The sequence below is a fragment of the Dethiosulfatibacter aminovorans DSM 17477 genome (genome assembly GCF_900142005.1).
GTDB lineage: Bacteria > Bacillota > Clostridia > Tissierellales > Dethiosulfatibacteraceae > Dethiosulfatibacter > Dethiosulfatibacter aminovorans.
Genome location: NZ_FQZL01000006.1, coordinates 312,534 through 338,564, shown reverse-complemented (window position 1 = coordinate 338,564; position 26,031 = coordinate 312,534). Strand labels below are relative to the sequence as shown.

At 34.6% G+C, this 26,031-nt stretch carries 21 protein-coding genes and 1 other RNA gene; all 22 read left to right on the top strand.

The features are described 5' to 3' along the window. Positions 1–2 precede the first annotated feature (2 nt). The gene (locus tag BUB05_RS05100; protein ID WP_073048120.1) at positions 3–824 is read left to right on the top strand and encodes a pyruvate, water dikinase regulatory protein; all 822 of its coding nucleotides are present in this window, start codon (positions 3–5) and stop codon (positions 822–824) included. Positions 825–866: 42 nt separating this feature from the next. After that, positions 867–1,871, top strand: a complete 1,005-nt coding sequence (locus BUB05_RS05095; protein ID WP_073048118.1) for a deoxyguanosinetriphosphate triphosphohydrolase — start codon at positions 867–869, stop codon at positions 1,869–1,871. A 57-nt stretch (positions 1,872–1,928) separates the two neighbouring features. Next, the gene (gene dnaG / locus BUB05_RS05090) at positions 1,929–3,608 is read left to right on the top strand and encodes a DNA primase (protein WP_073048116.1); all 1,680 of its coding nucleotides are present in this window, start codon (positions 1,929–1,931) and stop codon (positions 3,606–3,608) included. Between the two features lie 12 nt (positions 3,609–3,620). After that, on the top strand, positions 3,621–4,820 hold the full coding sequence (gene rpoD, locus BUB05_RS05085; protein WP_073048114.1) for an RNA polymerase sigma factor RpoD: 1,200 nt from the start codon (positions 3,621–3,623) through the stop codon (positions 4,818–4,820). Positions 4,821–4,942: 122 nt separating this feature from the next. After that, positions 4,943–5,635 (top strand): tRNA (adenine(22)-N(1))-methyltransferase, encoded by a 693-nt coding sequence (locus tag BUB05_RS05080; protein WP_073048112.1) that lies wholly within the window; start codon positions 4,943–4,945, stop codon positions 5,633–5,635. Beyond that, a complete protein-coding gene (locus BUB05_RS05075) occupies positions 5,622–6,410 on the top strand; it encodes a Nif3-like dinuclear metal center hexameric protein (protein ID WP_073048109.1) in 789 nt (262 codons plus the stop codon). The genes BUB05_RS05080 and BUB05_RS05075 overlap by 14 nt, the downstream gene beginning before the upstream one ends. A 37-nt stretch (positions 6,411–6,447) precedes the next feature. After that, positions 6,448–6,775, top strand: an RNA gene (gene rnpB, locus BUB05_RS05070) — RNase P RNA component class A. Between the two features lie 509 nt (positions 6,776–7,284). After that, the gene (locus tag BUB05_RS05065) at positions 7,285–7,944 is read left to right on the top strand and encodes an RraA family protein (protein ID WP_073048106.1); all 660 of its coding nucleotides are present in this window, start codon (positions 7,285–7,287) and stop codon (positions 7,942–7,944) included. Between the two features lie 67 nt (positions 7,945–8,011). Beyond that, positions 8,012–8,821, top strand: a complete 810-nt coding sequence (locus tag BUB05_RS05060) for a carbon-nitrogen hydrolase family protein (protein WP_073048249.1) — start codon at positions 8,012–8,014, stop codon at positions 8,819–8,821. A gap of 391 nt (positions 8,822–9,212) precedes the next feature. Beyond that, the gene (locus tag BUB05_RS05055) at positions 9,213–10,577 is read left to right on the top strand and encodes a M20/M25/M40 family metallo-hydrolase (protein ID WP_073048103.1); all 1,365 of its coding nucleotides are present in this window, start codon (positions 9,213–9,215) and stop codon (positions 10,575–10,577) included. A gap of 58 nt (positions 10,578–10,635) precedes the next feature. Beyond that, entirely contained in the window at positions 10,636–11,940 is a 1,305-nt protein-coding gene (locus BUB05_RS05050) for a 2-hydroxycarboxylate transporter family protein (RefSeq protein ID WP_073048100.1), read from the top strand. A 142-nt stretch (positions 11,941–12,082) separates the two neighbouring features. Next, positions 12,083–12,820 carry a creatininase family protein gene (locus BUB05_RS05045; RefSeq protein WP_073048097.1) on the top strand — a complete coding sequence of 246 codons (738 nt, stop codon included), beginning with the start codon at positions 12,083–12,085 and terminating at the stop codon, positions 12,818–12,820. A 68-nt stretch (positions 12,821–12,888) separates the two neighbouring features. Continuing rightward, entirely contained in the window at positions 12,889–13,782 is an 894-nt protein-coding gene (locus tag BUB05_RS05040; protein ID WP_073048095.1) for an acetamidase/formamidase family protein, read from the top strand. Between the two features lie 387 nt (positions 13,783–14,169). Beyond that, positions 14,170–15,561, top strand: a complete 1,392-nt coding sequence (locus tag BUB05_RS05035) for a sigma-54 interaction domain-containing protein (RefSeq protein WP_094762718.1) — start codon at positions 14,170–14,172, stop codon at positions 15,559–15,561. Between the two features lie 493 nt (positions 15,562–16,054). Then, positions 16,055–17,095 carry a TRAP transporter substrate-binding protein gene (locus BUB05_RS05030; protein WP_073048091.1) on the top strand — a complete coding sequence of 347 codons (1,041 nt, stop codon included), beginning with the start codon at positions 16,055–16,057 and terminating at the stop codon, positions 17,093–17,095. A gap of 1,065 nt (positions 17,096–18,160) precedes the next feature. Continuing rightward, the gene (locus BUB05_RS05025) at positions 18,161–18,658 is read left to right on the top strand and encodes a TRAP transporter small permease (protein ID WP_073048088.1); all 498 of its coding nucleotides are present in this window, start codon (positions 18,161–18,163) and stop codon (positions 18,656–18,658) included. A gap of 2 nt (positions 18,659–18,660) precedes the next feature. Continuing rightward, positions 18,661–19,944, top strand: coding sequence for a TRAP transporter large permease (locus BUB05_RS05020; protein ID WP_073048085.1), 1,284 nt, complete (start codon positions 18,661–18,663; stop codon positions 19,942–19,944). Positions 19,945–20,178: 234 nt separating this feature from the next. Beyond that, the gene (locus tag BUB05_RS05015; protein WP_073048081.1) at positions 20,179–21,615 is read left to right on the top strand and encodes an ethanolamine ammonia-lyase reactivating factor EutA; all 1,437 of its coding nucleotides are present in this window, start codon (positions 20,179–20,181) and stop codon (positions 21,613–21,615) included. A 17-nt stretch (positions 21,616–21,632) separates the two neighbouring features. Then, entirely contained in the window at positions 21,633–23,003 is a 1,371-nt protein-coding gene (locus BUB05_RS05010) for an ethanolamine ammonia-lyase subunit EutB (RefSeq protein ID WP_073048078.1), read from the top strand. 29 nt (positions 23,004–23,032) lie between these two features. Then, the gene (gene eutC / locus BUB05_RS05005; RefSeq protein ID WP_073048076.1) at positions 23,033–23,842 is read left to right on the top strand and encodes an ethanolamine ammonia-lyase subunit EutC; all 810 of its coding nucleotides are present in this window, start codon (positions 23,033–23,035) and stop codon (positions 23,840–23,842) included. Positions 23,843–23,854: 12 nt separating this feature from the next. Then, the gene (gene eutL, locus BUB05_RS05000; protein WP_073048073.1) at positions 23,855–24,508 is read left to right on the top strand and encodes an ethanolamine utilization microcompartment protein EutL; all 654 of its coding nucleotides are present in this window, start codon (positions 23,855–23,857) and stop codon (positions 24,506–24,508) included. Positions 24,509–24,535: 27 nt separating this feature from the next. Continuing rightward, positions 24,536–26,020: an acetaldehyde dehydrogenase (acetylating) gene (locus tag BUB05_RS04995; RefSeq protein ID WP_073048071.1), complete on the top strand. Its 1,485-nt coding sequence runs from the start codon at positions 24,536–24,538 to the stop codon at positions 26,018–26,020. The last annotated feature ends 11 nt before the right edge of the window (positions 26,021–26,031 follow it).

Genomic DNA, 26,031 nt, shown 5'->3' with positions numbered 1-26,031 from the left:
TTATGAAAAATGTAAAAATATTTGCCCTTTCTGATTCCATCGGGGAAACTTCAGAACAGGTTTCAAAGGCGGTACTTGAGCAGTTTGACGAAATAGACTATGACATAAAGTTGTATCCTCATGTCAAGACAAGGAAACAGATAGATGATATAATCGAAGATGCAAAAAAAGAAAATGCAGTCATTGTATTCACTCTTGTTGTAGTTGAATTGAGGGATTATCTTATAGTGAAATCCAAAACCCATAATGTTACAAGTGTGGATCTTATAACACCTTTGTTGACACCCTTGATCGAGCACATTGGACTAAAGCCAAAGAGAGAGCCGGGACTTCTGCATAAATTTGATGAAAACTATTTCAGAAAAATGGATGCTATAGAATTTGCAGTGAAGTATGATGATGGAAAGGACACAAGAGGCATTACATTGGCCGATGTAGTCTTGATAGGCATATCAAGAACATCCAAAACTCCTCTTTGCATGTACCTGGCCAACAAGAATATCAAGGCTGCCAACATACCGTTGGTTCCCGAGGTGGATCCTCCGGAGGAACTGATGAAGGCAAATGCAGGAAAGATAGTAGGACTTTTTGCGGATCCTGAATATCTTAACAGGATAAGAAAAGAAAGGCTTAAGGTATTGGGTCTTAGGGACAATGCATCATATGCAAGTCTTGACAGGATAATAAAGGAACTGGAATATGCCGACAGGTATATCAAGAAATTAGGCTGCAAAAAAATTGATATAACAAACAAGTCCATTGAAGAAACAGCAAGCATAATAATCAACTGGCATAATGATATTGCAAAAAAGGAAAGAGAATAACTCTTTCTTTTTTTGGGTAGTAAAAGAAGAGGTGATTATGGTATGAATATCAGAGAAAAGTACGAAGAACTTGAATACAATATTTTATCAGAATTTGCTGTAAAGGCCAAGGAATCAAAGGGGAGATTAAAAGTTGAAAAGGACTGCGACATAAGAACCTGTTTTCAGAGAGACAGGGACAGGATTATCCATTCAAAGGCTTTTAGAAGACTTAAGCACAAGACCCAGGTTTTTTTGGCCCCTGCAGGTGATCACTACAGGACTAGACTTACCCACACTCTTGAAGTATCCCAGATTTCCAGAACCATAGCAAGAGCACTGGGGCTGAATGAGGACCTGACAGAAGCAATATCCCTTGGCCATGACTTGGGGCATACTCCTTTTGGACACAATGGAGAATCGATTCTAAACAGGCTTTTAAAGGATGGGTTCAGACACAATGAGCAGAGTCTGAGGGTCGTGGATATTCTTGCAAAGCACAAGGAAGAATATGGCCTTAACCTGACCATGGAGGTAAGGGACGGGATACTCAACCATACCGGTACAGCAAAACCATTTACATTGGAAGGTCAGATAGTCAAGATTTCAGATAGAATAGCATATCTGAACCATGACATTGACGATGCAGAAAGAGCAGGCCTTGAAGGTATTTCTGAAATACCGGTACATCTCCTTAAAGTATTGGGCTATACTCACGGGGAGCGCATCAATAACATGATACTGGATATAATAACAAACTCCACAAATAAGGATGAAATTATCATGAGTGATGGAATCTATAGAGCTACAATGGATTTGAGAAAATTCATGTTTGAAAAAATATATACAAATGAGATAGCAAAAAGCGAGGACAGGAAAGCTGAAAAAATTCTAAGTGATTTGTTCAACTACTATATGGAGCATATTGATGAAATACCAAACCATGGCAAAAAGGATGGATTTACCGATGAGGAGATCGTAAAAGACTATATAGCCGGCATGACGGACACTTTCGTCATAAAGCAATACCGTGATATTTTTCTTCCATTGCCATGGGATAAATATTGACATTTGCCGAATAAAATTGTATAATTATTGTTCCTAAATTGATATAATGGTGGTAGTATGCCAAACTCTATAAATGAATATAAAATTGAAGAAATTTTAAACCTGAATGACATAGTGGAAGTAATAGGTGAATTGATAACCTTGAAAAAGGCAGGAGCCAACTATTCGGGACTCTGTCCTTTTCACAAGGAAAAGACACCTTCTTTTGTTGTATCTCCAGACAAGCAGATATACCATTGCTTTGGTTGTGGTGAGGGTGGTGATGCAATAAGCTTCATTATGAACTACAAGAATCTGAGTTTTATGGAATCACTTGAATATCTTGGTGACAGGGTTGGAATAAAAGTTGAAAAAACCAGTTCTTCCCAGAAACAGGACAGATACAAGATTAATTATGAGATGAACAGGGATGCAGCTGTGTATTTTTACAAGCAGCTCAGTCAGAACAAGCAGGCTACTGAATATTTGAGGAAGCGTGGCATAAGCAATGAAGCAAGGAAGCTGTTTGGAATTGGATTTTCACAAAACAAATGGGACGGATTGATAAAATATCTTGAAGAAAAAGGATACAAAAAAAAGGATATGGAAGTCAATGGTCTCATAATCAAGAGTGATAAGAGCAGCAGCTATTACGACCGATTCAGAAACAGGGTGATTTTTCCAATCTTTGATGTAAAAAAAAGGATTATAGGATTTGGAGGAAGAGTACTGGGCAATGAACTTCCAAAATATATCAATTCTCCAGATTCTCCCATATTCAACAAGGGAAGGAACCTTTATAATTTGAACAATGCTAAAAGTTTCTCCCATAGAGACGGTATAATACTGACAGAGGGATATATGGATGTCATTAAATTGTCCATCAACGGATTTGAAAATGCTGTTGCATCTCTGGGAACGGCCCTTACGGTTGAACAGGTTAAGCTGATGAAAAAATACAGCAAGAGCTTTTATATTTCCTACGACTCTGACGGAGCAGGAAAAAAAGCTGCAGTTAAGGCGGCAAACTTATTGAAATCCAATGATCTTCAATGTCGCGTACTGTTGTTTCCCGACAAAAAGGATCCGGATGAATTCATCTCACAATATGGAAGGGCAAAATACAAGGAAAGACTTGAAAATTCGCTTGAATACTTTGAATTCCTCGATTATTTTCTTTCTTCTGAATATGACTTGAATTCCGACAAGGGTAAGTTGAATTATATAAGGGAAATGATACAGTATTTAAACAATGTAAACAATGCAGTTGAAAAAGAACTGTATATTGATAAAATATCAAAAAAACTGAATATTTCAAAAGATTCCATTTTCAATTTATTTAAAAAGAGCCAGCATTCCAAAAGAAAGAATGAAAAAAACGTATTTAAAAAAATTGATATGGGAACAGGCAAAACAAATTCATACGAGGTGAAGCTGTTGGATTTGCTTAAAAAGAATCCGGAGCTTTCAGAATATATTAAATCCAAATATAAGGAGGATATATTCAAGAACACCAAATACAAAAGCGAGTTTTATAGTCTTATGAGCAGGGAATTCAAAAACGATGAATTACAGGGTTCATCGGACATAAATCTTACACAACAAGAACTTATAGACATTGCGGATGATTATATAAACAAGATACGTAATGACGGCAAAAAGAAGATTAGAAATATGTTGTACGACAGATTGATGTCAGAACCTGACAACGAGATGTTGCTAAAGCAAATTAAAAATATTGATGAGGAAATAAATTAAGGGGGCTACTATATGAGTGCAAAGAAAGTTGTAAATAACGATTCGAAGAATGAACAGGATGAAACTATAGAGCAAAACACGGTCGAAGAACTTAAGCAGATGCTTAAAAAGAAATGTAAAAAGGAAGGATTTATTGAATATAAGGAAATAGTTGAAACCTTTGAAAAAGTTGATATTTCGCCTGATGAGATAGATGAGGTTTATAAGTTCCTTGAAGACAATAAAATAGAGATAATGGGCTTTCAGGATGACTTGATTCTGACTGAAAAAGAAGATGAAGATGGCGTGGAAGTCGAACCGGATGATAGTGTTACCGATGATGATATCGAAGATATAACCACCAGAAAGAAGAAGGAATCGGATGTGGTCCTTCTTAAAGGTGTAAATGTTGACGACCCTGTCAGAATGTATCTCAAGGAAATTGGAAAGGTACCATTGCTTACGGCTGAAGAGGAAGTAGAGCTTGCTAAGAGAATGGAAGAAAAAGACGATATAGCCAAGAGCAGGCTTGCAGAAGCAAACCTTAGACTTGTTGTAAGTATAGCAAAAAGATATGTAGGCAGGGGAATGCTGTTCCTTGACCTCATTCAGGAAGGAAATCTTGGACTTATCAAGGCTGTTGAAAAGTTTGACTACAGAAAAGGATACAAGTTCAGTACATATGCAACATGGTGGATAAGACAAGCCATCACAAGGGCAATTGCCGACCAGGCAAGAACCATCAGGATACCTGTCCATATGGTAGAAACCATCAACAAGCTCATAAGAGTCAAGAGACAGCTTCTCCAGGAACTGGGAAGAGATGCAACACCTGAAGAGATAGCGGAAGAGATGGATATGGAACCTGAAAAGGTAAGAGAAATCCTTAAAATTGCTCAGGAACCTGTTTCTCTCGAGACTCCAATCGGAGAAGAGGAAGACAGCCATCTTGGAGACTTTATTCCCGATGACGATGCACAGGCACCTGCAGATGCTGCAACGTCAATCCTACTTAAGGAACAGCTTGTAGATGTATTGGATACGCTGACAGAAAGGGAGCAAAAAGTGCTCAGGCTCAGATTTGGCCTTGATGATGGAAGAGCAAGAACTCTTGAAGAAGTCGGCAAGGAGTTCGATGTAACAAGGGAAAGAATCAGACAAATTGAAGCCAAGGCTTTGAGAAAATTGAGGCACCCAAGCAGAAGCAAGAAGCTTAAAGATTATTTAGAATAAGAATATATAGATAAAGATTCGGTTTCCGAATCTTTATCTAGTTAATCGGTCAATATGATTCAACTGACCGGAAATTCGAAGGACTTGATATCCTGAGAATTTTATTATTGTAGGAGAAAAACATGAGTGAAAGACTTAAAACCATAATCAAAATGTTCGACAAGTGCAATAGTGCCGCAGATATAGGGACGGACCATGCATACATTCCGGAAATGCTGATTAAGAATAACTTGTGCAAAAAGGTTGTTGCAACAGATGTCAATGAAGGTCCTTATAGAATTGCCAAAAACTATGTTGAATCCACAGGTCTTGAGGAGTCCATAGAAGTAAGGCTTGGAAACGGACTTCAGCCTGTTGCCCTAGAAGAAGTTGATACCATTGTAATCGCAGGTATGGGAGGAATTCTCATAACAAAAATACTTGATGAAAAAATTACAGAATTTGATGAAATAAAGACATTGATCCTCCAGCCAATGAATGCTGCAGACAAGGTTAGGAAATACCTTCATGAAAAGGGATTTTGCATCGTAGATGAAGAAATAGCCAAGGAAGACTATCATTACTACGAACTTATCAAGGCAAGGAAGTCGTCCAAGGCCTGCATTTATGATAAGGAACTTTTTTATGAAACGGGGAGGACTCTTTTTGAAAAGAAACATCCCTTGCTGAAGAAGTTTGTTGAAAACAAGATGAGGATAAATTCCGAAATAATCCACAATATGGACAAGGCAAATATTTCTAATAAAAAGAAGGAAGACCTGAAGTCCAGAAATGAAGAATACAGGGAGGTATTGAAAAGCTATGGTATTGAATAACCTGATCAATTACTTGAATGAAAGATTTCCTTTGTCTCTGGCTGAATCGTGGGATAATTCAGGAAGCCAGCTTGTAGATGAGAGCAGGGAAGTGAAGAAGATAGTTTTAACCATAGATGTGACAGACAAGGCTGTTGAATATGCGATTGAAAACAATGCAGACATGATACTTTCACATCATCCTTTCATCTTTTCTCCCCTGAAGAACCTGGAGCTTAACACATACAGGGGAGGAATAATTAAAAAGCTTATAGTCAATGATATAAGCTGCTATTCCATGCATACAAATTATGATTCCGGTAAAGACGGCATGAACACCATAGTAGCTGGAATGCTCGAACTTTCAAACTGCAGAAATCTCGTGGAAACCGATGCGGAAATGGAAGCTGGTTTTGGCATGGTAGGAGAACTTGAAAACGCTGAAGAAATTGATGATTTTGTTGAAAGTGTGAAATCTACTTTCAAATTGGATTATGTTATAGAGTATGTCTTCAATAAAGAGAACAAAATCAAGAAAGTGGCTTTTTGTGGAGGTGCAGGATCAGAATTCATAGCTGAAGCAAGCAGCCTCAATGCAGATATTTACCTAACGGGAGACATCAAGCATCACGATGCACAGCTGGCATATGAACTTGGACTGAATCTTTTGGATGTAAGCCACTATGGTTTGGAAAAGGTGTTTGTTGACCATATGGAAAAAGTAATCAGTCACAAATTCCCGGATATTGAATTATTGAAGTACAACAGCAATGACTTTTCAGGAAGAATAAAATAACGATTGATATTATTACAGAAGTGTACTATAATGTTCAAGAGTAAGTTGGATAATCGCATGGAAACATGAGGAAAGTCCGAGCTTCATAGAGCATGATGCTGGTTAACGGCCAGTGAGGGTGACCTTAAGGCAAGTGCAACAGAAAATTACCGCCCGCAAGGGTAAGGATGAAAAGGTGAGGTAAGAGCTCACCAGCGGCTAGGCGACTAGTCGGCTGTGTAAACCCCATTTGAAGCAAGACCAAGCAGGGACCTGGAATGGCTGCTCGTCATATCCCGTGGTAGGTCGCTTGAGCACTTCGGCAACGATGTGCCTAGATAGATGATTATCGAATACAGAACTCGGCTTATAGATTTACTCAACCTAATTGATAGTAATATCAACGGATACAGCTCATGACTATTTTGTTTATGGGCTGTTTTTTATTTTCTATAAGTGAAGTTCGGTAGAAATCTAGTTATTAAATAGAAAAATAAAAATTAGTATGAAATATAGACAGGAGATTTTTTTAGGCCTTGGCGAACCGAATGTGATTCTCGAGGCATATTCGGTTCGGTAGAAAGTGTTGGTAAATAGTGAAAACAAAGCAACGAGTCTTTTATGACTCGTTGCTTTGTTTTGTGAAAAAAAGAAACGTTGGAATTTCATACGATTTTATACTTGTAATCTTGGCATGATAATTGCTTATTAATCTATTGTAATATTCTTTATCAATATATGATGTGAGTAAATATTATGATATTTAAACATAATTACTTTAGAAGTAGCATTCCAATATGCATTTAAGAAAAGGGGAGGCGTTTAAACCACTACTGTATAGGAGAAAGTCAGTTAATTAAATTTGAAGTTACATAGAAAAATTAGGAGGAATAGAATGAAAATATTACCTAGAGTTAATAATCTTAGTAAAGATATTATTGAAAGATACAAAAATGCGGAACCAGCAACAGCTGGACACTATATCCATACCGGATTTATGAATCCGGCAATAAAACCTGTATTTCCAAACGTTAAGGTTGTTGGACCAGCTTTTACATTAAAAATTACAGTTAATGATTCTACACTTCTGCATTATTGTATTGACTTGATTCAACCGGGTGACGTTATAGTGATTGATCGTATCGGAGATGATGTATATGCACCGGTAGGGGATGTATTAGCATTAGCGGCCAAGGAAAGGGGTGCTGCTGCAATTATTGTTGATGGTCCAGTAACGGATATTCATGGAATAAAAGATGTTGGTATTCCGGTGTTTGCAACTGGAGTATCTGTTGTTACTACTAAACTATTAGGTTTGTATGGCGAAATAAATACATCTATTCAATGTGGTGGGGCAGTAGTTAATCCTGGAGATTTGATATTCGGAGATGATACAGGTGTTTTAGTAATCAAGTGTGAAGATGCAGATGAATTATTGGAAAAAGTAGAAAAGGATATGAAGTTTGAAAAAGAACTAATAAAAAAGATAAAGAATGGAATGAGTCTACCAGAAATATCTGGCGCTACTAATTTAGTGAAATCAATAATGTTGTAATATCTTTAATTATTCTAGTTAGTTAATAGATTAGACTTGTTATTAAATATTGAGGTGGTGTATGAAAATGGAAAAACTTCGAATAGGTTTAGGACAATTAAATACAAAAGATGATGTTGAGAGGAATTTGGAAACCATTAAGGATATTACTGAAAAATGTGCTGCAGAAGGTGCAAAACTAGTGGTGTTTCCTGAATGTTCAACTTATTTATCAGATAAAAACATGATAGAACATGCAGAGTTTTTAAATGACAACATTATCAATACTATCAGAAGAATTGCTGTGAAGAATAATGTATACATTCATAATGGAAGCTTTTTGGAAAAGGATGAATCTGAAGAAAAAGTATATAATACATCTGTTTTGATAAATCCCAAAGGGCAAATTGAAACAGTATATAGGAAGATACATTTGTTTGATGTTGATATACCAGGCATAGTAAATGAAAAAGAATCTGATATTGTTAAAAATGGTAATGAAGTAGTTAATGCGGTAACTGAAATTGGATGTTTTGGATTCTCTATTTGCTATGATTTGAGATTTCCAGAATTATTTAGAAAGCTTACTGAAAAAGGCGCTAAAATAATTTTTGTACCAGCTGCCTTTACACTCTATACTGGTAAAGATCATTGGGAGGTATTGTTAAGATCAAGAGCTATTGAAAATCAGGTATTTATTGTAGGTGTAAATCAATTTGGGGAAAGACCTATTGGAAAAATATCTTATGGAAATACTATGGTAGTAGATCCTTGGGGTACAGTTATTGCAAGAGCTAAAGAAGGAGTTGGCTATTTGATGGCAGATATAGATATGAATTATCTGGAAAATATTAGGAAAACAATTCCATGTCTTGAACATAAGAGGGATTTTGTATAGGGAATAATACTAGAGTTATCTACTAATGAATAGTTACAAAACAATGAAATGTGGATGCTCAATAAGAAAGATACAACTAATATATATAAAAAATTAGTTAATATTAAAGAGGAGGTGATGATATGATAAGAGGAGTGCAGCTACATTCACTTTATGGATAAGGTGTAAAGAATTAAAGGATATATTAGTATATTTCAATTCAAAATATGTCAATTAAATTATATTAGGATAGACAGTTTAATTATTATTTGAATGAAGTAGAACGATAATGATATTATTATAGTAGTATTTATGATAAGTAGTGCTACATTAGAAATTGTTGATATTTGAGGATAGAATTATCGTTTGTATACTGGTGTTAGTCAATTTGAGTATTTAACAGGAGGAAATTGTGGAGAAAATTTTTGAGTATATTGATGAACATTTTGACAATATGATTGAAGAACTTCAAGAAATATGTAAGTTTAGAAGTGTAATTGGTGATGAAGAAGGATTGGATAAATCAGCTAAGTATATTGCGAATAAAATGGAATTATTGGATCTAAACTGCAAATCTTATCCAATAGATGAGGGTAATCCGATAGTTTTTGGAGAAAAAACCGGAAATGAGAATAAAACTATTCTTTTTTATAATCATTATGACATAGTAGCTGAACATCCTATTGATAAATGGAAATATTCACCGTTTAAAGGAGAAATTCATAACGGTAAAATATACGCTAGAGGTGTTTCAGACAATAAAGGTGGATTGTTTTCAAGATTGCATGCCGTTGAAGCAATCTTAGCGGTTAAAAAAGAACTGCCTATTAATGTTAAGTTTTTGGTTGAGGGTGATGAAGAAACTGGCAGTACAAGTTTATATAGATTTGCTAAAGAGCAAAAAGAAACATTTAGGCAAATGACAAAAGCGGATTTATGTATTTGGGAGAATGGTAGAAAAGATGAAGATAATAATCCTTGGGTAAGATATGGTGTAAGGGGAGGTATTGGATTAGAATTAGTATGTAAGACTTCAAATGTAGATGTACACGCCAGGATGGGGTCTATAGTACCTAATGCTGCTTGGAGATTAGTTTGGGCTTTAAGCACCTTAAAAGATGTTAATGAGAGAGTATTAATTGATGGCTTTTATGATAAAGTAATTCCTCTTACAAAAGAGGATATTAAAGTATTGAATGATTTCCCATTTGATGAAGAAAAATTAAGAGCTAGAATAGGCAACAGAAAATTCATTGATAATATTAGCGGATATGAAGTTAAAGAGAAATTATACACAGTTCCTACTCTTGTAATTAATGGATTGGAGTCAGGTGAAATGTATAAGAGTAAACGTCTTATTAACCCTTATTTGGCTTCAGCAAAAGCAAATTTCAACCTTGTAGCCAATCAAGATCCAGATGAAATCATTGATTTGTTAAGAAAACATTTAGACAAGCATGGTTTTGAGGATATTGAAATTTATATAACTGGTAAAAATACTCCAGTTAGAACACCTATAGAAAGTGAATTTACTGAGATAATGCGTAAATCAGCGCAGAAAGTTTATGATAAACCAATTGTTTTAGAGCTTACTGCCCTAGGAGGCGGTCCTGGTATTGTATTTAGAGAGGTTTGGCCAGAAATACCAATTATAGGAATAGGCCCAGCAAATACAGGTTCATCTCATCATGGACCTAATGAAAATTTATCACTCGATGATTATAAAGAGTCGATAAAACATATTGTAGCATTACTCTATCAATGTATAAAAAAATAAATTATGTAGAAGTTAGTGTTAAGAAATAGAATAATATTTATAATTCGGAGGTTAAATAATGATTAATGAAAAAGCTAGAGAAACTAGTAAAAGAACTCTTATTATTGGAATGACTCCCTCATGGTTTTTGTTGTTTGGTACAATAATTATGGTAGCAGCATATTTGGGTAAACTCCCAAATAATTTAATTGGTGGATTTGCTGTTTGTATGTTCATTGGATCTGCATTATCATTTGTAGCAAATAAAATTCCTTTTATTAAAAATACGATTGGTGGAGTAGCGGCAATTGCTTTTACTTGTGCTATTCTAAATCATTTTCATGTATTTCCAGAAAATTTAATTGAGACAGTCAAGGGTTTTGTGGGCGGTAATACAAGTTTTATAACATTTTATATTTCTGGTTTGATATGTGGAAGTTTATTAGGGATTGATAGGAATTTGTTAATTAAAGCAGGTTCAAGATATTTCATACCAATTACCGCTGGTATTATTGGGGCATACGCATTAGCTGGATTAGTAGGTCAAGTTGCAGGTATTGGTTGGAAAGAGAGTATTTTATATATAGCAGCACCTATCATGGGAGGAGGTACAGGTGGCGGGGCAATACCTATGTCGGAAATATATGGTACGGCACTTGGAACGGGTAATGAAGTTATGTTTAGTAAGATTTATCCAGCAGTAACTCTTGGGGGAATATCTTCACTGGTGTTTGCTGGAGTATTAAATTCACTAGGAAAGAAGAAACCTTCTCTATCAGGTAATGGAGTATTGATGAAAGGATTCACTATGGTAGAAAGTGAAGAATATGAAGATGATGATTCAATGACTATAACAGATCTAGGTACAGGACTATTTATGTCATCCGCATTCTTTATTTTCGGGAGAATAGTGGGTAACTTTGTTCCGGTAATTCATTATTATGCTTTCATTATTATAACGGTAGCATTAGCAAAAATAACAGGGATCGTTCCTAAGAAAATGGAACTTGCGGCATTAAAATGGTATAAATTCTTGGTGAAAAATTTCACATTAGCATTAATGGCAGGTGTTGGAATAACTATGATTAGCATTCAAGGGATAATTGACATTCTTAGTCCAATTTACTTAATTGTATGTATTGCTACAGTAGTTGGAGGATTCTTAGGGGCAGGAATTGTTGGAAGACTGGTAAATTTCTTTTTTATAGAATCAGCTATTACTGCTGGACTTTGTATGTCTAATGTTGGAGGAAATGGAGATGTAGCAATACTATCTGCATCGGAGAGAATGAATTTGATGCCATTTGCTCAAATATCATCCAGGTTAGGTGGTGCATTGATACTTATCATCCAGAGTTTTCTCATTAGAATACTGGCAGGTTAATATTTAACTTTGGATTACTTGATTGGATCTATATCCTTAATACAGATATAGATCCAATATTTATGAGGAGTGAAAGTTATTGTGTAATTTCAGATAAAAAATGTTATTGTTGATTTTGATATTAGTATAGGAGGATGAATTAATGAAAAATAGATTACGTGAAATGAGTTGGGTAGAGTTTAATAGATGCATAGAGATGACTGATATGGTTATAATACCCACAGGTGCAATTGAAGGATACGGGCCACATATGCCGTTGGGTACAGATATTATAGTAGTGGAGGAAGTTGCAAGAAAAGTAGCAGATATAACTGGAGCATTGGTGGGACCTAGTATTGATGTTGGCGAGAGTAGCATATTAAGAGCTTTCCCAGGAAGTATGACAGTATCGGAGGAAAATTTCAAATGGTATGTCAGAGATATTTGCGAAAGTTTAAGGGGATGGGGATTTAAGAAATTTTTATTCATCACAGGTCATTCAGGAAATGTCCCTATGATTGATTATATTTGTAAAGAGTATAGAGATAAGTACCCTGAAATACAAACGATGCAGGTAGATTGGTGGAGATTTGCAATGGTTAATGATGGAAACTCCCTTGATAATACAGGATATATGGCCCATGGACATGCCAGTGAATGTGGAACTTCAGTCATGTTGTATTTAAGGCCCGAACTAGTAGATATGAATCTTGCTATCAAGCAGGAAATTGAAGAAAAATATTATAATTCATTTAAAGATATCATCCAGTACACATCAATTAATAATATATCTGACTCAGGTGTTATAGGAGATGCGACTTCAGCAACAGTAGAGAAAGGTGAAAAGATAGTAAATGCCTGTATAGGAAGAATTGTTGAGTATATAAAGAATAGTTATTGATTGATTGAATAATTATTTAATAAATAGGGTGTTGAAATATTACACCATAATAATTGAGGAGATATGAAATGATAATTGATAAATATGTATATACATTTTCACCTGACAATTCACCGATTATTGAAATTGAAAAAGGAGATTCTGTTGTATTTAAAACAATTGACTGTTTTTCTAATCAAATATATTCAGATGAACAATTAATCTCTGATGTCAATTATGACAAATTAAATCCTTCGACAGGACCTGTATATATTAGAAACGCAGAAGTTGGAGATATTGTTGTTGTAAACATCGTTGATATTAGTGTTTCAGACCATGGAGTCGTTTCAAGCTTACCAGAAATTGGACCGTTAAGCGATAGGTGTGATTTGAAAACAAAAATAATTAGAATAGAAGAAAATATTGCATATTTTAATGATTTAGAATTATCAATTAATCCCATGATTGGAGTTATTGGATTAGCACCCCAGGAAAGAAGTATTCCAACCGGCTTTCCTGGAAAGCATGGTGGAAATATGGACTGTAAAATAATTACTAAAGGAAGTACTGTATATTTACCTGTTAATACACCTGGTGGATTATTACAAATCGGAGATTTGCATGCTGTCATGGGTGATGGTGAAGTATGTGGTACAGGCCTTGAAGTTGCAGGTAAAGTAACCGTGAAAATTGACTTGATAAAACAGTTTGAGATAAAATGGCCAATAGTCGAAACTAATGATAAATGGTATGTTATTACAAGCGCAAGTGACTATGCAATTGCTCTTAAGCATGCTTCTGAAGTTATGCAAAAGCTACTTGAAGATGCCTATGGATGGGATAAAACAGATGTCTATCTTTATATGTCGTTACAAGGTGATGTTGAAATTTGTCAAGGGTGTAAACCTTGTTCTGTTGATCTAGTATTAAGATTAGGTATTCCAAAAGTAAATAGTAAGAAAAGACTTATATGGTCTGAATAACAATACATGTAATATACAAAATTAATTAGAAGAAATTATTGAATATTAAAATTGAGTAATTTTATGAATACACAAGTATAGTTCTACTCATCAAATTAATAGTATTGATAGCTACAAAAGCTCATGTCCATACGGATATGAGCTTTTAAGTATTTGTAAAAAAAATATATATAAAATATCTTTAAATTAAAGCAAAGAGTATGAATTTGTGATAAAGTTAAATAGCAATAATAAAATTAGGATAATAGATTCGATATCAACTAGTCTGGAAGTTGGATATATATTTGATTTTGATGTTTAATATGACATTTTCTGATTTTAATCGTGATAAAATTATACTAATTGTATACTATTTTAACAGCTAATAAATGAAATGGAGGATTTATTGTGAAATCTGAAATAGAGGATTTGAAAGAACAGTTAATGGTACAGAAATTGATTTTCAATAATGCATATGATGGGTTATATATAGTAGATGCTAAAGGTTATACAGAAGATGTAAACGAGGCATATTTAAAAATGATGGGTTTGAAAAGAGAAGACTTAGTTGGTTATCACATGGAAGAACTTAGGAAAAAAGGATACTTTACAAAATCAGCAGTATTGGAAGCTTTAGAAACTAGTAAAACGGTAACTGTTCTTTTCTTATATAATGGGAAGAAGTGTTTAAGCACTGCTAAACCTATATTTGATAATAATGGGGAAGTTTTTAAAATTATTACAAGTACACGAGATATTACTGATTTAACTGAGCTGCAAAATAAAATAGAAGAGACGGAAAAATTGAATAAAAAATACAAGGAAGAAATAAATTATCTTAGACAGGAGAAAGATAATTCTGACAATATAATTGGTGAAAGTGATTCCTTCAAAAAAAACCTGGAATTAGTACACAAAGTTGCAAAATATGATTCGACGGTTTTAATAACCGGCGAAACGGGAACTGGAAAAGAAATAATTGCACGTGAAATTCATAGGACAAGTTTTAGAAAAAACAAACCATTTATCAAAGTAAATTGTGCTGCTATACCAGAAAATTTACTTGAATCAGAACTTTTTGGTTTTGAAAAAGGAGCTTTTACTGGTGCGCACAAGAGCAAGCTCGGGAAATTTGAATTAGCAGATTCAGGGACAATATTGCTAGATGAAATCGGAGAAATGCCTTTAAGTCTGCAATCAAAATTATTGAGAGTGCTACAAGAAAAGGAAATAACTCATCTAGGAGGTGTGAATCCTATTAAAATAGATATTAGAATAATTGCATCAACAAATAGAAATATTGAAGAACTCATTGATAAAGGAAGTTTTAGACAAGATCTTTTCTATAGACTAAATGTAGTGCCTATTCAAGTTCCCGCATTAAGAGACAGGAAAGAAGACATAATATTGTTAATTAAATTTTTTCTTGAAAAATTCAATATGAAGCATAATAAGAATATAAAATTTGATATTAGAATATTTAATATACTTGAAAGATATAGATGGCCGGGTAATATCAGGGAGTTGGAAAACTTAATAGAGAGACTAGTAGTAGTAAGCGAAAATGATATTGTAGATAGTAGTGTTTTGTCTAATTTTTTAAGTGATAAATATCTCTCACAATTTGATTCGGTTTATAAATCTGGAAATACATTTAGTAGCATAATTGAAAGTGTAGAGAAACAAATATTAAAGGAAACTTATGATGAATTTAAATCAACACGAAAAGTCGCTAAAGTATTAGGACTCAGTCAGACAACGGTAGTTAGGAAAATGAAGAAACATAAAATAACTTATTGATTATACAAAGTATAAATGTGAAGAGTGAACCAATTTTGCAGAATGATTCGTATATGGTTCACACGAATGCGTTTGGAAACAACAACAAACAAAGCAACGAGTCGTTTTAGACTCGTTGCTTTGTTTGTTGTTGTTAATAAATGTTGAAAATTCAATGAATGTTGTAGGGATATATCTGGCATGAATATTGCATAATATTTTGTATCATTAAAACCAATATTCATAAAATGTTATTAAGCCTGTATTGTTCATATAAATAAAAATCTAGAAAATTGAATATATTACAAGTATTTTAATCATTTTTCTTCGCGGCTATGCTGTTTACCGTTTACATTTTAAAAGGAGCGCATATAACGTCAATGGTTTCCCAGAATATTGGTGAAGAATAAATGATTATATAAATGTTGAAGTAATATTTTCTTGTTATTATGAAATTATTGTGAATAATCTGGGATTAATATAATAAATTAAAGAATTTGGAGGAAATATTATTATGTTTTGGAAAAAATCAATTTGTGTGAATTTGCTTATTATGTTTATGGTTTTGATTTGTTTAGGAGGTTGCCAATCAAAAGAACCAAATATCCAATCTACAACAAATGAAAACACACCGAAAGAACCAGTGATAATAAAAATGGGAACAAAGATGTCTGAAGAAAGCATTGAAGGGCAAGGCTTTAAAAAATTTGCGGAACTTGTTGAAGAAAGAACTAAGGGAGAAATAATAGTGCAAGTGTATCCTTCAGAACAATTAGGGGATGCGATGACTCAGTTAGATAATTTGCAGCTTGGGACTCAAGATATTTATTGTGAAGGTGCAGCATATCTTAGTAGATATGATAAAGATTTTGGTGTAGAATCAATTCCATTTTTATTTAAAGACCATGATACAAAACGTGAATTTTATTATAGTGAAATTGGACAGAAGTTAAGTGAAAATCTTATTGAAAATGGCTTGAAAATCATCAATGATAAACGAAATTTTATAAGAGGACCATATAATGTTATAGTTTCAAAAAAACCAATTAAGAGCATTGAAGATGTTAAAGGATTAAGATTAAGAACTTTTGATTCAGAAATATATATGAAGGCTTGGGATAAACTAGGTGCTAACCCCATTGTTATAGCTTGGACAGAAGCATACTTAGCTTTAAAACAGAATACAGTTGATGCAGTTACAGCTCCGATTTCGTTAGTATATAATATGAAATTTACTGAAGTCGCTCCGTACGTTACTACTACAAATGAGTTCCGTCAAGATGTTATTTTCATAATGAATAATGACCGTTTTGAGTCATTTACAGAAGTACAGAGACAAATAATAATTGATTCGGCTAATGATGCAGGCGACTATGTAACTGAACAAATTAATGGGTTTGTTGAATCTGAAATAGAGAGAATGAAAAGTGAACATAATGCTGAATTTTATGAAATGGACACCGAGCCATTCAGAGAAATATTAGTTGAGTTTTATCAGGAACTTGAAGACAAAGGGGAAATTAGTGAAGGGATTTTAGGTATTGTTTTTGAATGAAAATTCAATATCGATTGAATAAACTAATTCATAAAGGTATGAATGCTTTTTCAAAATAGAACTATGTTTTTAGAAAGCCATAGATTTTAATAGTATCAAGAGCTGAATCGCTAAGAAAAGAGATTTGATAAAAATGAGGATGAAATTCAAAGAAGTCAGTCATAATAGGTTGTAAAACGGAAGAATCGCCTACTGATTTATAAGTGGAATTGTCTTTCTTTTCGACAACCATCTCCGATTAAGATGATTTGAATTTATCATCCATAAAGTAATGTGCGGTATAATACCAAGACCGATGGTGAGAATAGAAAATTTGTTATCATAGCAGAAGTGGTCATTTGTGAATATTTGCTTATGTAGCTGGTGCAGAAGCACTGGAGAAGGCATGAGTTGTAAGACATCTTGTAAGAATCAACCTCGGTATTGTATTGTAGAATGACTTAAGTCTTTTATCATTGTATTGAGGTCTTAGGATTGTCTTTCTTTACATAAAGCGCAATACCAGAAGTGTCAAAGATAAGCATCTGAGAAGGACAGTAGTCAACTATGTATTCGACATAAGTTTAGTATGTGTAATAAAATCTTGCTTGAATTGGGTTAACATAGGTACATCAGGGATCTTCGAAAAACAGCAGAAATCCCTAAACTCTTTGTAGATGGTGAGAATGGGAAGATGAGAATTAGTAGGTATGTAAAAATTTTTTGAAGAATGAGAGAGGAAAGAAATCTAGTTAATCGATACTTCCGTTTACGCTCAAGGATTTTATAGATAGTCTTGTGAAATTTTGAAGAGATGAACTTATCCATTTCCATATACTAAGAAATTAAAGAAGGAGGTACTGCCGGAAAGAAATATATTCTGACATTGTTCAAAGGATTCAGAAAGAGTAATCTGATGAACTTATTTATCCATAAATTTTTCTCCGTTTTTTGTTATTTTGAGTGTTTTGTCACTTTTGTTATACCATTAAACGGAGAGAAAATCTATATACACAGATTAGAACAATACAGTTAATTCAAAGGTACAGACACTTAACAAGTACCCAACTAAAAAGGAGAATGGTTTTGGACAAATTGGTTTCAAATTTTGGAAAAAAAATAAAACAAATTGTTGATATTCAAATGTTGATATCGGTAATTGCACTGGTATTACTAATTTTAATCAATGCGTATGAAATTTTCGTTAGAAATACATTTGATAAATCAATAATTTGGATACAGGATATAAGCATTTTATTAATGGTATGGATGGTTTTTTTAGGGTTCTCAAAAATTGTATACAATAAAAACACTATTAGAATAACAGTTGTTTATGATAAATTTCCATCTATTATTAAATCATTTTTAGATTGTTTTCGGTTTATTGTTATAATTATATTTTTTATAATATTATCATTTGCTAGTTATAAACTAATCGTATCTCAATACGGACAAGGAACTACTACTGCGAGTATCCCATTAGTATATTACACGTCAGCTGTATTAGTCAATGCAATAACAATTATATTGATTTATATAAACGAATTTATGAAGACAACAATATTAAGACAAGGAGGTAGATAATTATGGAAATAGGAGCTTTGATTCTTTTTTCATTTATTATTTTAATAATTCTTAGTGTTCCGATAAGTATATCAATGGGAATAGCTACTATGCTTGGCATTTTTGCTAGTGATTATGTATTTGAAGTATTACCGCTTATGATTAGTAGGGGAACTAGTAATTATGCATTAATAGCCATACCTTATTTTGTATTAGCAGGTAACCTCATGAATACAGGTGGAATTACAAATCGAATTTTCGAATTTTCGAATACATTATTAGGGCATATAAAAGGAGGATTAGCACAAGTCAATGTTCTTGCAAGTATGATATTTTCTGGAATTTCAGGTACAGCAGCTGCAGATGCTGCTGGCTTAGGATTAGTTGAAATAAATGCTATGACTGACAAAGGATATGAAAAATCTTTTTCAACGGCTATAACACTTGCATCTTCAATAATTGGGCCAATTATTCCTCCAAGTGTTCCATTTCTAATATATGCAGTTTTGGCTAATGTATCAGTAGGGAAACTCTTTGTTGCTGGAATTATTCCAGGGGTATTAGTTGGATTTATATTAATGGCAACTAATTATTATTTAGCTGCAAAGAAAAAGGTTAAAATACCAGAAGCTGAGCCTTTTGAACTAATAAAAGTAATTAAGGCTTTTAAAAATGGTTTTTTTGCTTTACTTGCACCAGTTGTATTGCTTGGTGGAATAATGTCTGGATTAGCAACACCAACTGAAGCTGGAATTATTGCTGTACTTTATTCGTTGTTGGTAGGTTATATTTATAAAGAATTAACCCTTGAAGGAATTATAAATGCATTAAGATATACAATTTATTCAGCAGCGTTGATTATGTTTTTGATTGGTATGGGAAAAGCCCTAGGGTGGGTCACAACAGCTGAAAGACTACCGATATTAGCTTCAGAATTTCTTTTTGGCTTAACGAATAATAAAATACTTTTGTTGCTTATCATTAATGTGTTTTTAATCATTCTAGGTATGGTACTTGATGGTGTTACAATTAGTTTAATTATGGTTCCAATTCTATTACCTATAATTAAGACGTTAGGTGTAAACACACTACAATTTGGAGTAATACTAACATTGAATACATTAATTGGAAGTGCTACACCACCTGTTGGAGTCGGTTTGTTTATTATGAGCTCAATTACTGATTTATCTCTACCTCAAATTGTAAAATCGTTTATTCCATATTTTATTCCACTGGTTATAGCTTTAATACTTATTACATATATACCATTTATCACAACATGGTTACCATCAATCATATTTCCATAATAGTTTGTATAGGTTTTGCTTAAATTATGAAGAACTATGTATACAGGGGATACTTTCCTCTTTTTCAGAGAATTTCTTGATCTGTTCGTATCAGGTTAAAGCAATCACCTTTTTGAAGAGTTTATGCAAATACTTTCCTGGGAAAGTTACTAAATATACATTTTTAAAATGATATTTATAGTCATTATCTATGTAGTTAAAACTTCATTTTTCAAAGTTGTTTTTGGAGGAATTATGTCAAATGAAATATTAAGTGTAGGTATAGATGTAGGAACTACAACTACACAAGTAATATTCAGCAAGCTTGTTTTTGAAAATTCAGCAAATTATTTTACGGTTCCAAAAGTATCTATAGTCGAGAAGGAGGTTATTTATAAAAGTGATATATATTTTACACCTTTGCTGAAATACTCATTAATAGATATGGATGGGCTTACAGACATTATATTAAGGGAATATGAAAAAGCCGGTTTTGACAAGGAGGATGTTAAGACCGGGGCGGTAATAATTACGGGAGAATCCGCTCGGAAAGAAAATTCTGAAACTGTACTGAATGGTTTAAGCGAATATGCCGGCGATTTTGTAGTTGCAACAGCCGGACCTGATCTTGAAGCTATTATTGCAGGAAAGGGCAGTGGAGCTTATCAGTATTCTATGGATCATGGTAAGGTTATTGTCAATTTGGATATAGGCGGAGGTACTACGAATGTTGTTGTATTTGATAATGGTAATGTGTATTCAAAAGGTTGTTGGAACCTTGGAGGCAGAATAATAAGGATAGACAATGAAGGCACAGTTGAGTATATAAGTGATTCAGCAAAAACTATCATTGAATCCTTAGGTCTCGATGAAAAAGTGGTAATAGGCAACATAATAGATAGAAGAATAAACGACATGATAATAAACAAGATGGCTCAACTGATTGCTCAAATACTGGGGGTATGTCCTCCTGAAAAGTTACTTGAAAAACTTAGGACCAGCGGAAGCAGTGAGTTTTTTCTACCGGAAAATATTGATGCAATATGTTTTTCGGGTGGAGTGGCAGAGGCAATATACAATAAAGTTGAAAATGACGATTACAATTACGGAGATATAGGTATAGGTTTTGGTACGGCAGTAGGCAGACAGGAACAGATAAGTCGGTTTCCCATTATACAACCGAAGGAAACTATTAGAGCAACTGTTGTTGGAGCTGGAATCTATACCACAAGCGTAACAGGGAGCACTATATATTTTGATAGGGAAATTCTTCCGTTGAAGAGCATACCTGTGCTGAAAGTAAGTAAAGAAATTGAAAGTGAATGTTATTATGGTAATTCTTCAAAACTAAAAGATAATATTTCTTGGTTTTTGGAGCAAAGTGGTTCAGAATCGGCTGTTATAGCAATTTATGGCAAGATAAATCCGGAATATCATGAAGTAGTGAATATTGCAAAGTGTATAGCAGAATCCCATATGGAGTTGATGAGTCGCAAAAATCTGATTGTGTGTGTTGAAAATGACATGGCAAAGGCTTTGGGGCAACAGATAATAAAAGTATTGGGAGATGAAAAAAGTATTATTTGCATAGATGGTATCAAGGTAGAATCCAATGATTACTTAGATTTAGGAGAACCAGTCATAAACGATTTGGCGATTCCTGTTATTATCAAAACTTTGATTTATGGTTGAATCGAAAGGAGAAACAAATGAACTTAAAAGCAACTCTTAGGGGTCAAACCTTCGTATTTGACTCAATAAAAGAGGTGTTGGCAAAAGCTAATGAGGAGAAATCGGGTGATATCCTTGCTGGTTTGGCAGCGTCTACGGGACTTGAAAGAATAGCTGCAAAAGAAGTTTTGTCAGACCTGATGCTCAGTGATTTAAGAGATAATCCAGTTGTACCCTATGATACAGATGAAGTAACAAGGATTATTCAAGATCAGGTGAATGAGAAGATATACAGTCAAATAAGGAATTGGACTGTTAGTGATTTAAGAGAATGGATACTAGACAATGAAACCAAGGAATCAGATATCAAGAGAATATCCTGTGGATTGACCAGTGAAATGGTGGCTGCTGTCTGTAAACTGATGAGTAATCTGGATCTGATTTACGGGGCTTCTAAAATCAGAATAACGGCACATTGCAACACCACTATCGGTTCAAGAGGCAATTTTTCAACAAGACTTCAGCCCAACCATACAACTGATGGAATTGAGGGTATAACAGCATCCTTGTTTGAGGGACTCAGCTATGGTTGTGGAGATGCCCTTGTGGGATTGAATCCCGTAAACGATACAGTAGCAAGTCTTAGTGAAGTGCTTAAGAGGTTTCATGAAATAAAGCAACAATTTGACATACCAACACAGACTTGTGTTTTGGGTCATATTAAAACACAGATAGAAGCGGTTAAAAATGGAGCGCCAACAGATATTATATTTCAAAGCATTGCAGGTAGTGAAAAGGGCAACCAGGCATTTGGTTTTTCGACAGGTACCATAAGGGAAGCTCGCCAACTATTGATTAGTCAGGGTACAGGAACGGGACCAAATGTGATGTATTTTGAAACAGGACAAGGGTCAGAATTGTCAAGCAATGCCCATTATGGGACGGATCAAGTCACTATGGAAGCAAGATGTTACGGATATGCAAAGGCATTCAAGCCTTTCATGGTAAATACCGTAGTCGGATTCATCGGTCCGGAATATCTTTATAACAGTAAGCAGGTAATCAGAGCCGGTTTAGAAGATCATTTCATGGGCAAGCTTACAGGTGTTCCTATGGGATGCGACTGTTGCTACACAAATCACATGGATGCAGATCAAAATGATATAGAGAATCTTACAATGCTCCTTGCAAGTGCTGGCATCAATTTCACAATAGGCGTGCCTGGAAGTGACGATATTATGTTGAATTATCAATCTAATTCTTATCATGACGCTGCTGCTGTAAGGGAAATACTTGGCTTGCGTCCAATTAAAGAATTTGAGATATGGTTGGAAAAGATGGGAATTATGGAAAATGGCAAATTAACCAAGAATGCAGGAGATCCAACAATTTTCACTTATAACAGATAGTTGTTGCAGATGGGAGAGATATTTAATATATGATTAACATGGATATAGAAACAATTGTCAAGGATGTATTGGAAGAGCTTGCGAATTCTTCTGCAAAGCAAGAACCAGCAAAGGAAGAAGTTATAGTTCCAAGATTCCAGAATCCCAAAGCAATGGAAAACATGATTCAAAAAACTTCAGCTAGAATAGGAATTGGGAAATCTGGTGCAAGGCTGAAGACAAAGACATTATTGAAACTTAGAACAGATCAAGCGGCTGCAGTAGATTCGGTCATGTTGGATGTATCGGATGATTATCTTGACAGGCTGAACCTTTTTACAGCCAAAACCAAATGCACAAGCAGAAACGAGCATTTGACCAGACCAGATTTGGGAAGAGAGTTCAGCGAAGAGACAAGTAAGGGAATCAGAGAAAAATGTCTACAAGGACCTGATGTCCAGATTTACGTGGCTGACGGTCTTAGTTCAAAGGCAATCGAAGCAAATATAGACAGATTGATGCCTATACTGACTGATGCATTAAAAGAAAAAGGATTATCGATAGGAACGCCATTTTTTGTCAAGTATGGCAGGGTGGCAACAATGGACCATGTTTCGAAAATTGTTAACAGCAAGGTTACATGTGTTCTCATTGGAGAAAGACCAGGACTTGGCTCTGCTGAAAGTATGAGTGCCTATATTGCATATGATGCATATCCGGGTATGATTGAATCCAACCGTTCCGTAGTGTCAAATATCCATAAAAATGGCTTGAATGCAGTAGAGGCAGGAGCATACCTGGCTGACTTGATAGAACTGATATTTAAGCAAAAGGTAAGTGGAGTCGATTTGAAGAAGTAGTTGGAGGTTTATATGACAGGCGAATCAGTAAAGGCATGTGTATTGAGCAGTCAAATAATTCCAAGGGCAGACCAGTCTCTTCTTAGAAGGCTTGGAGCAAAAGCAAGCGAATGTAGTCTTGGAATAATAACAAGTGACTGCGATGATTTATCTTATGTAGCGGTTGATGAATCTACAAAAAAAGCAAATGTACGTGTCGTATATACAAAGAGTATGTATGCGGGAGCAGATAATGCGACAACGAACCTTGCTGGAGAGTGGATAGGAATAATTGCGGGTGAAAATCCTGATGATGTAAAGTATGGATTGGAGGTTGCTAAATCATATATTGAGAATGAGAGAGGGTTTGTCAAGGCAAATGAAGATGGTTCCATAGTATGTTTTGCTCATTGCATTTCAAGCATTGGAACATACTTTTCAAAAATTGCCAAGATTCCCGTAGGATCATCTTTGGCTTATTTGATAGCACCTCCTTCAGAAGCAATCTGTGCTCTTGATGCTGCGTTGAAGTCAGCGGATGTAAAAATCAAGGTATTTTATGGACCTCCTACAGAAACAAACTTTGCAGGAGGATTGCTGACAGGTGAACAGGCTGCATGTGAAGCTGCATGTGATTCATTTTACACAGAAGTGAAAAAGGTGGCAGATAGACCCTTGTCAGTATAATAAATAGGCAGGAAAGGAGTGGTAAATATGACATTTGATAAAGATCTAATCTCGATACAGAGTGTAAGAGATTTAATTAAAAGATCAGAACAAGCACAGAAGCAGCTGTCCGAATATAATCAAGAACAAATAGATGCTATTGTTGCAAAAATTGCAAAAGCATGTGCCAGTAATGCTGAGTTATTGGCCAAGCTGGCAGTTGAAGAGACAGGGTTTGGGAGATGGCAGGACAAGGTGCTCAAAAACCTGCTTGGAAGTACAATGACCTATGAAAGTTGCAAGGATATGAAAACAATAGGCATAATAAATGAAGATGCTGAAAAAAAGTTGATGGATGTAGGCGTGCCTGTTGGAATTGTAGCGGCGTTGATACCTTCTACTAATCCAACGTCAACAACCATGTACAAGGCAATAATTTCAATCAAATCTGGAAATTCAGTAATCTTCAGTCCTCATCCTAATGCAAGGAAATGTATTCTTGAAACCATAAGGATAATAAAAGAAGCAATTGTCGATGCAGGAGGACCAAAGGATACGGTTCTTTCTATTGAGAATGTTACTTTACAGGCGGTGAATGAACTTATAACCGACAGGAGAATTGGAATGATACTGGCTACAGGCGGTGAAGCAATGGTCAGGGCTGCATACAGTTCAGGAAATCCTGCTATTGGAGTGGGACCTGGAAATGGACCTGCCTTTATAGAGCAATCTGCAGATGTTTCCAAGGCTGTAAGACAAATTGTGGAAAGTAAAACATTTGATAATGGAACTATATGTGCATCTGAACAAAGTATAATAACCGAAGACTGTATTAAGGACGAGGTTGTAGAAAAACTGAAAAAGCAGGGATGTTATTTCATGACGACTGAGGAGATTGAGAAGCTTGCGAAATTTATACTTCGAAGCAATGGAACTATGAATCCTCAAATTGTAGGAAAAGATGCAAAAACCATAGCGGACCTGGCAAATATAAGAATTCCTGTAGGAACAAAGATTTTAGTGGCAGAGCAAAATGAAGTTGGAAAAAACAATCCGTATGCAAGAGAAAAATTGTGTCCTATTCTTGCATTCTATACAGAGAACAGCTGGGAAAGAGCATGTGAGAGAAGTATGGAGATTCTACACAATGAGGGAGTAGGACATACTATGACAATACATACAAAAGATGAAAGTGTTGTTAAGGAATTTGCACTGAAAAAACCAGTATCGAGGCTGCTGGTAAATACACCGGCAACTCTTGGTGGAGTAGGAGCAACAACAAATCTGAGTCCTGCATTTACTTTAGGATGCGGTGCAGTAGGGGGTAGTTCAACATCAGACAATATCACACCTATGCATTTGTTGAATGTTAGAAGAGTTGCGTATGGAGTAAAGGAACTGTCTGACATAAGCGGTAAAGAAGTAGTAGATGAATTCGAGAACTTAAAATCAAGTAATACATCTGAAACTTTTTCAAAAGAACAGGTAGAAGAAATTACTAAGGCAGTTTTAAGAAGATTGTCAATAAATTAAAAATTGGAGGA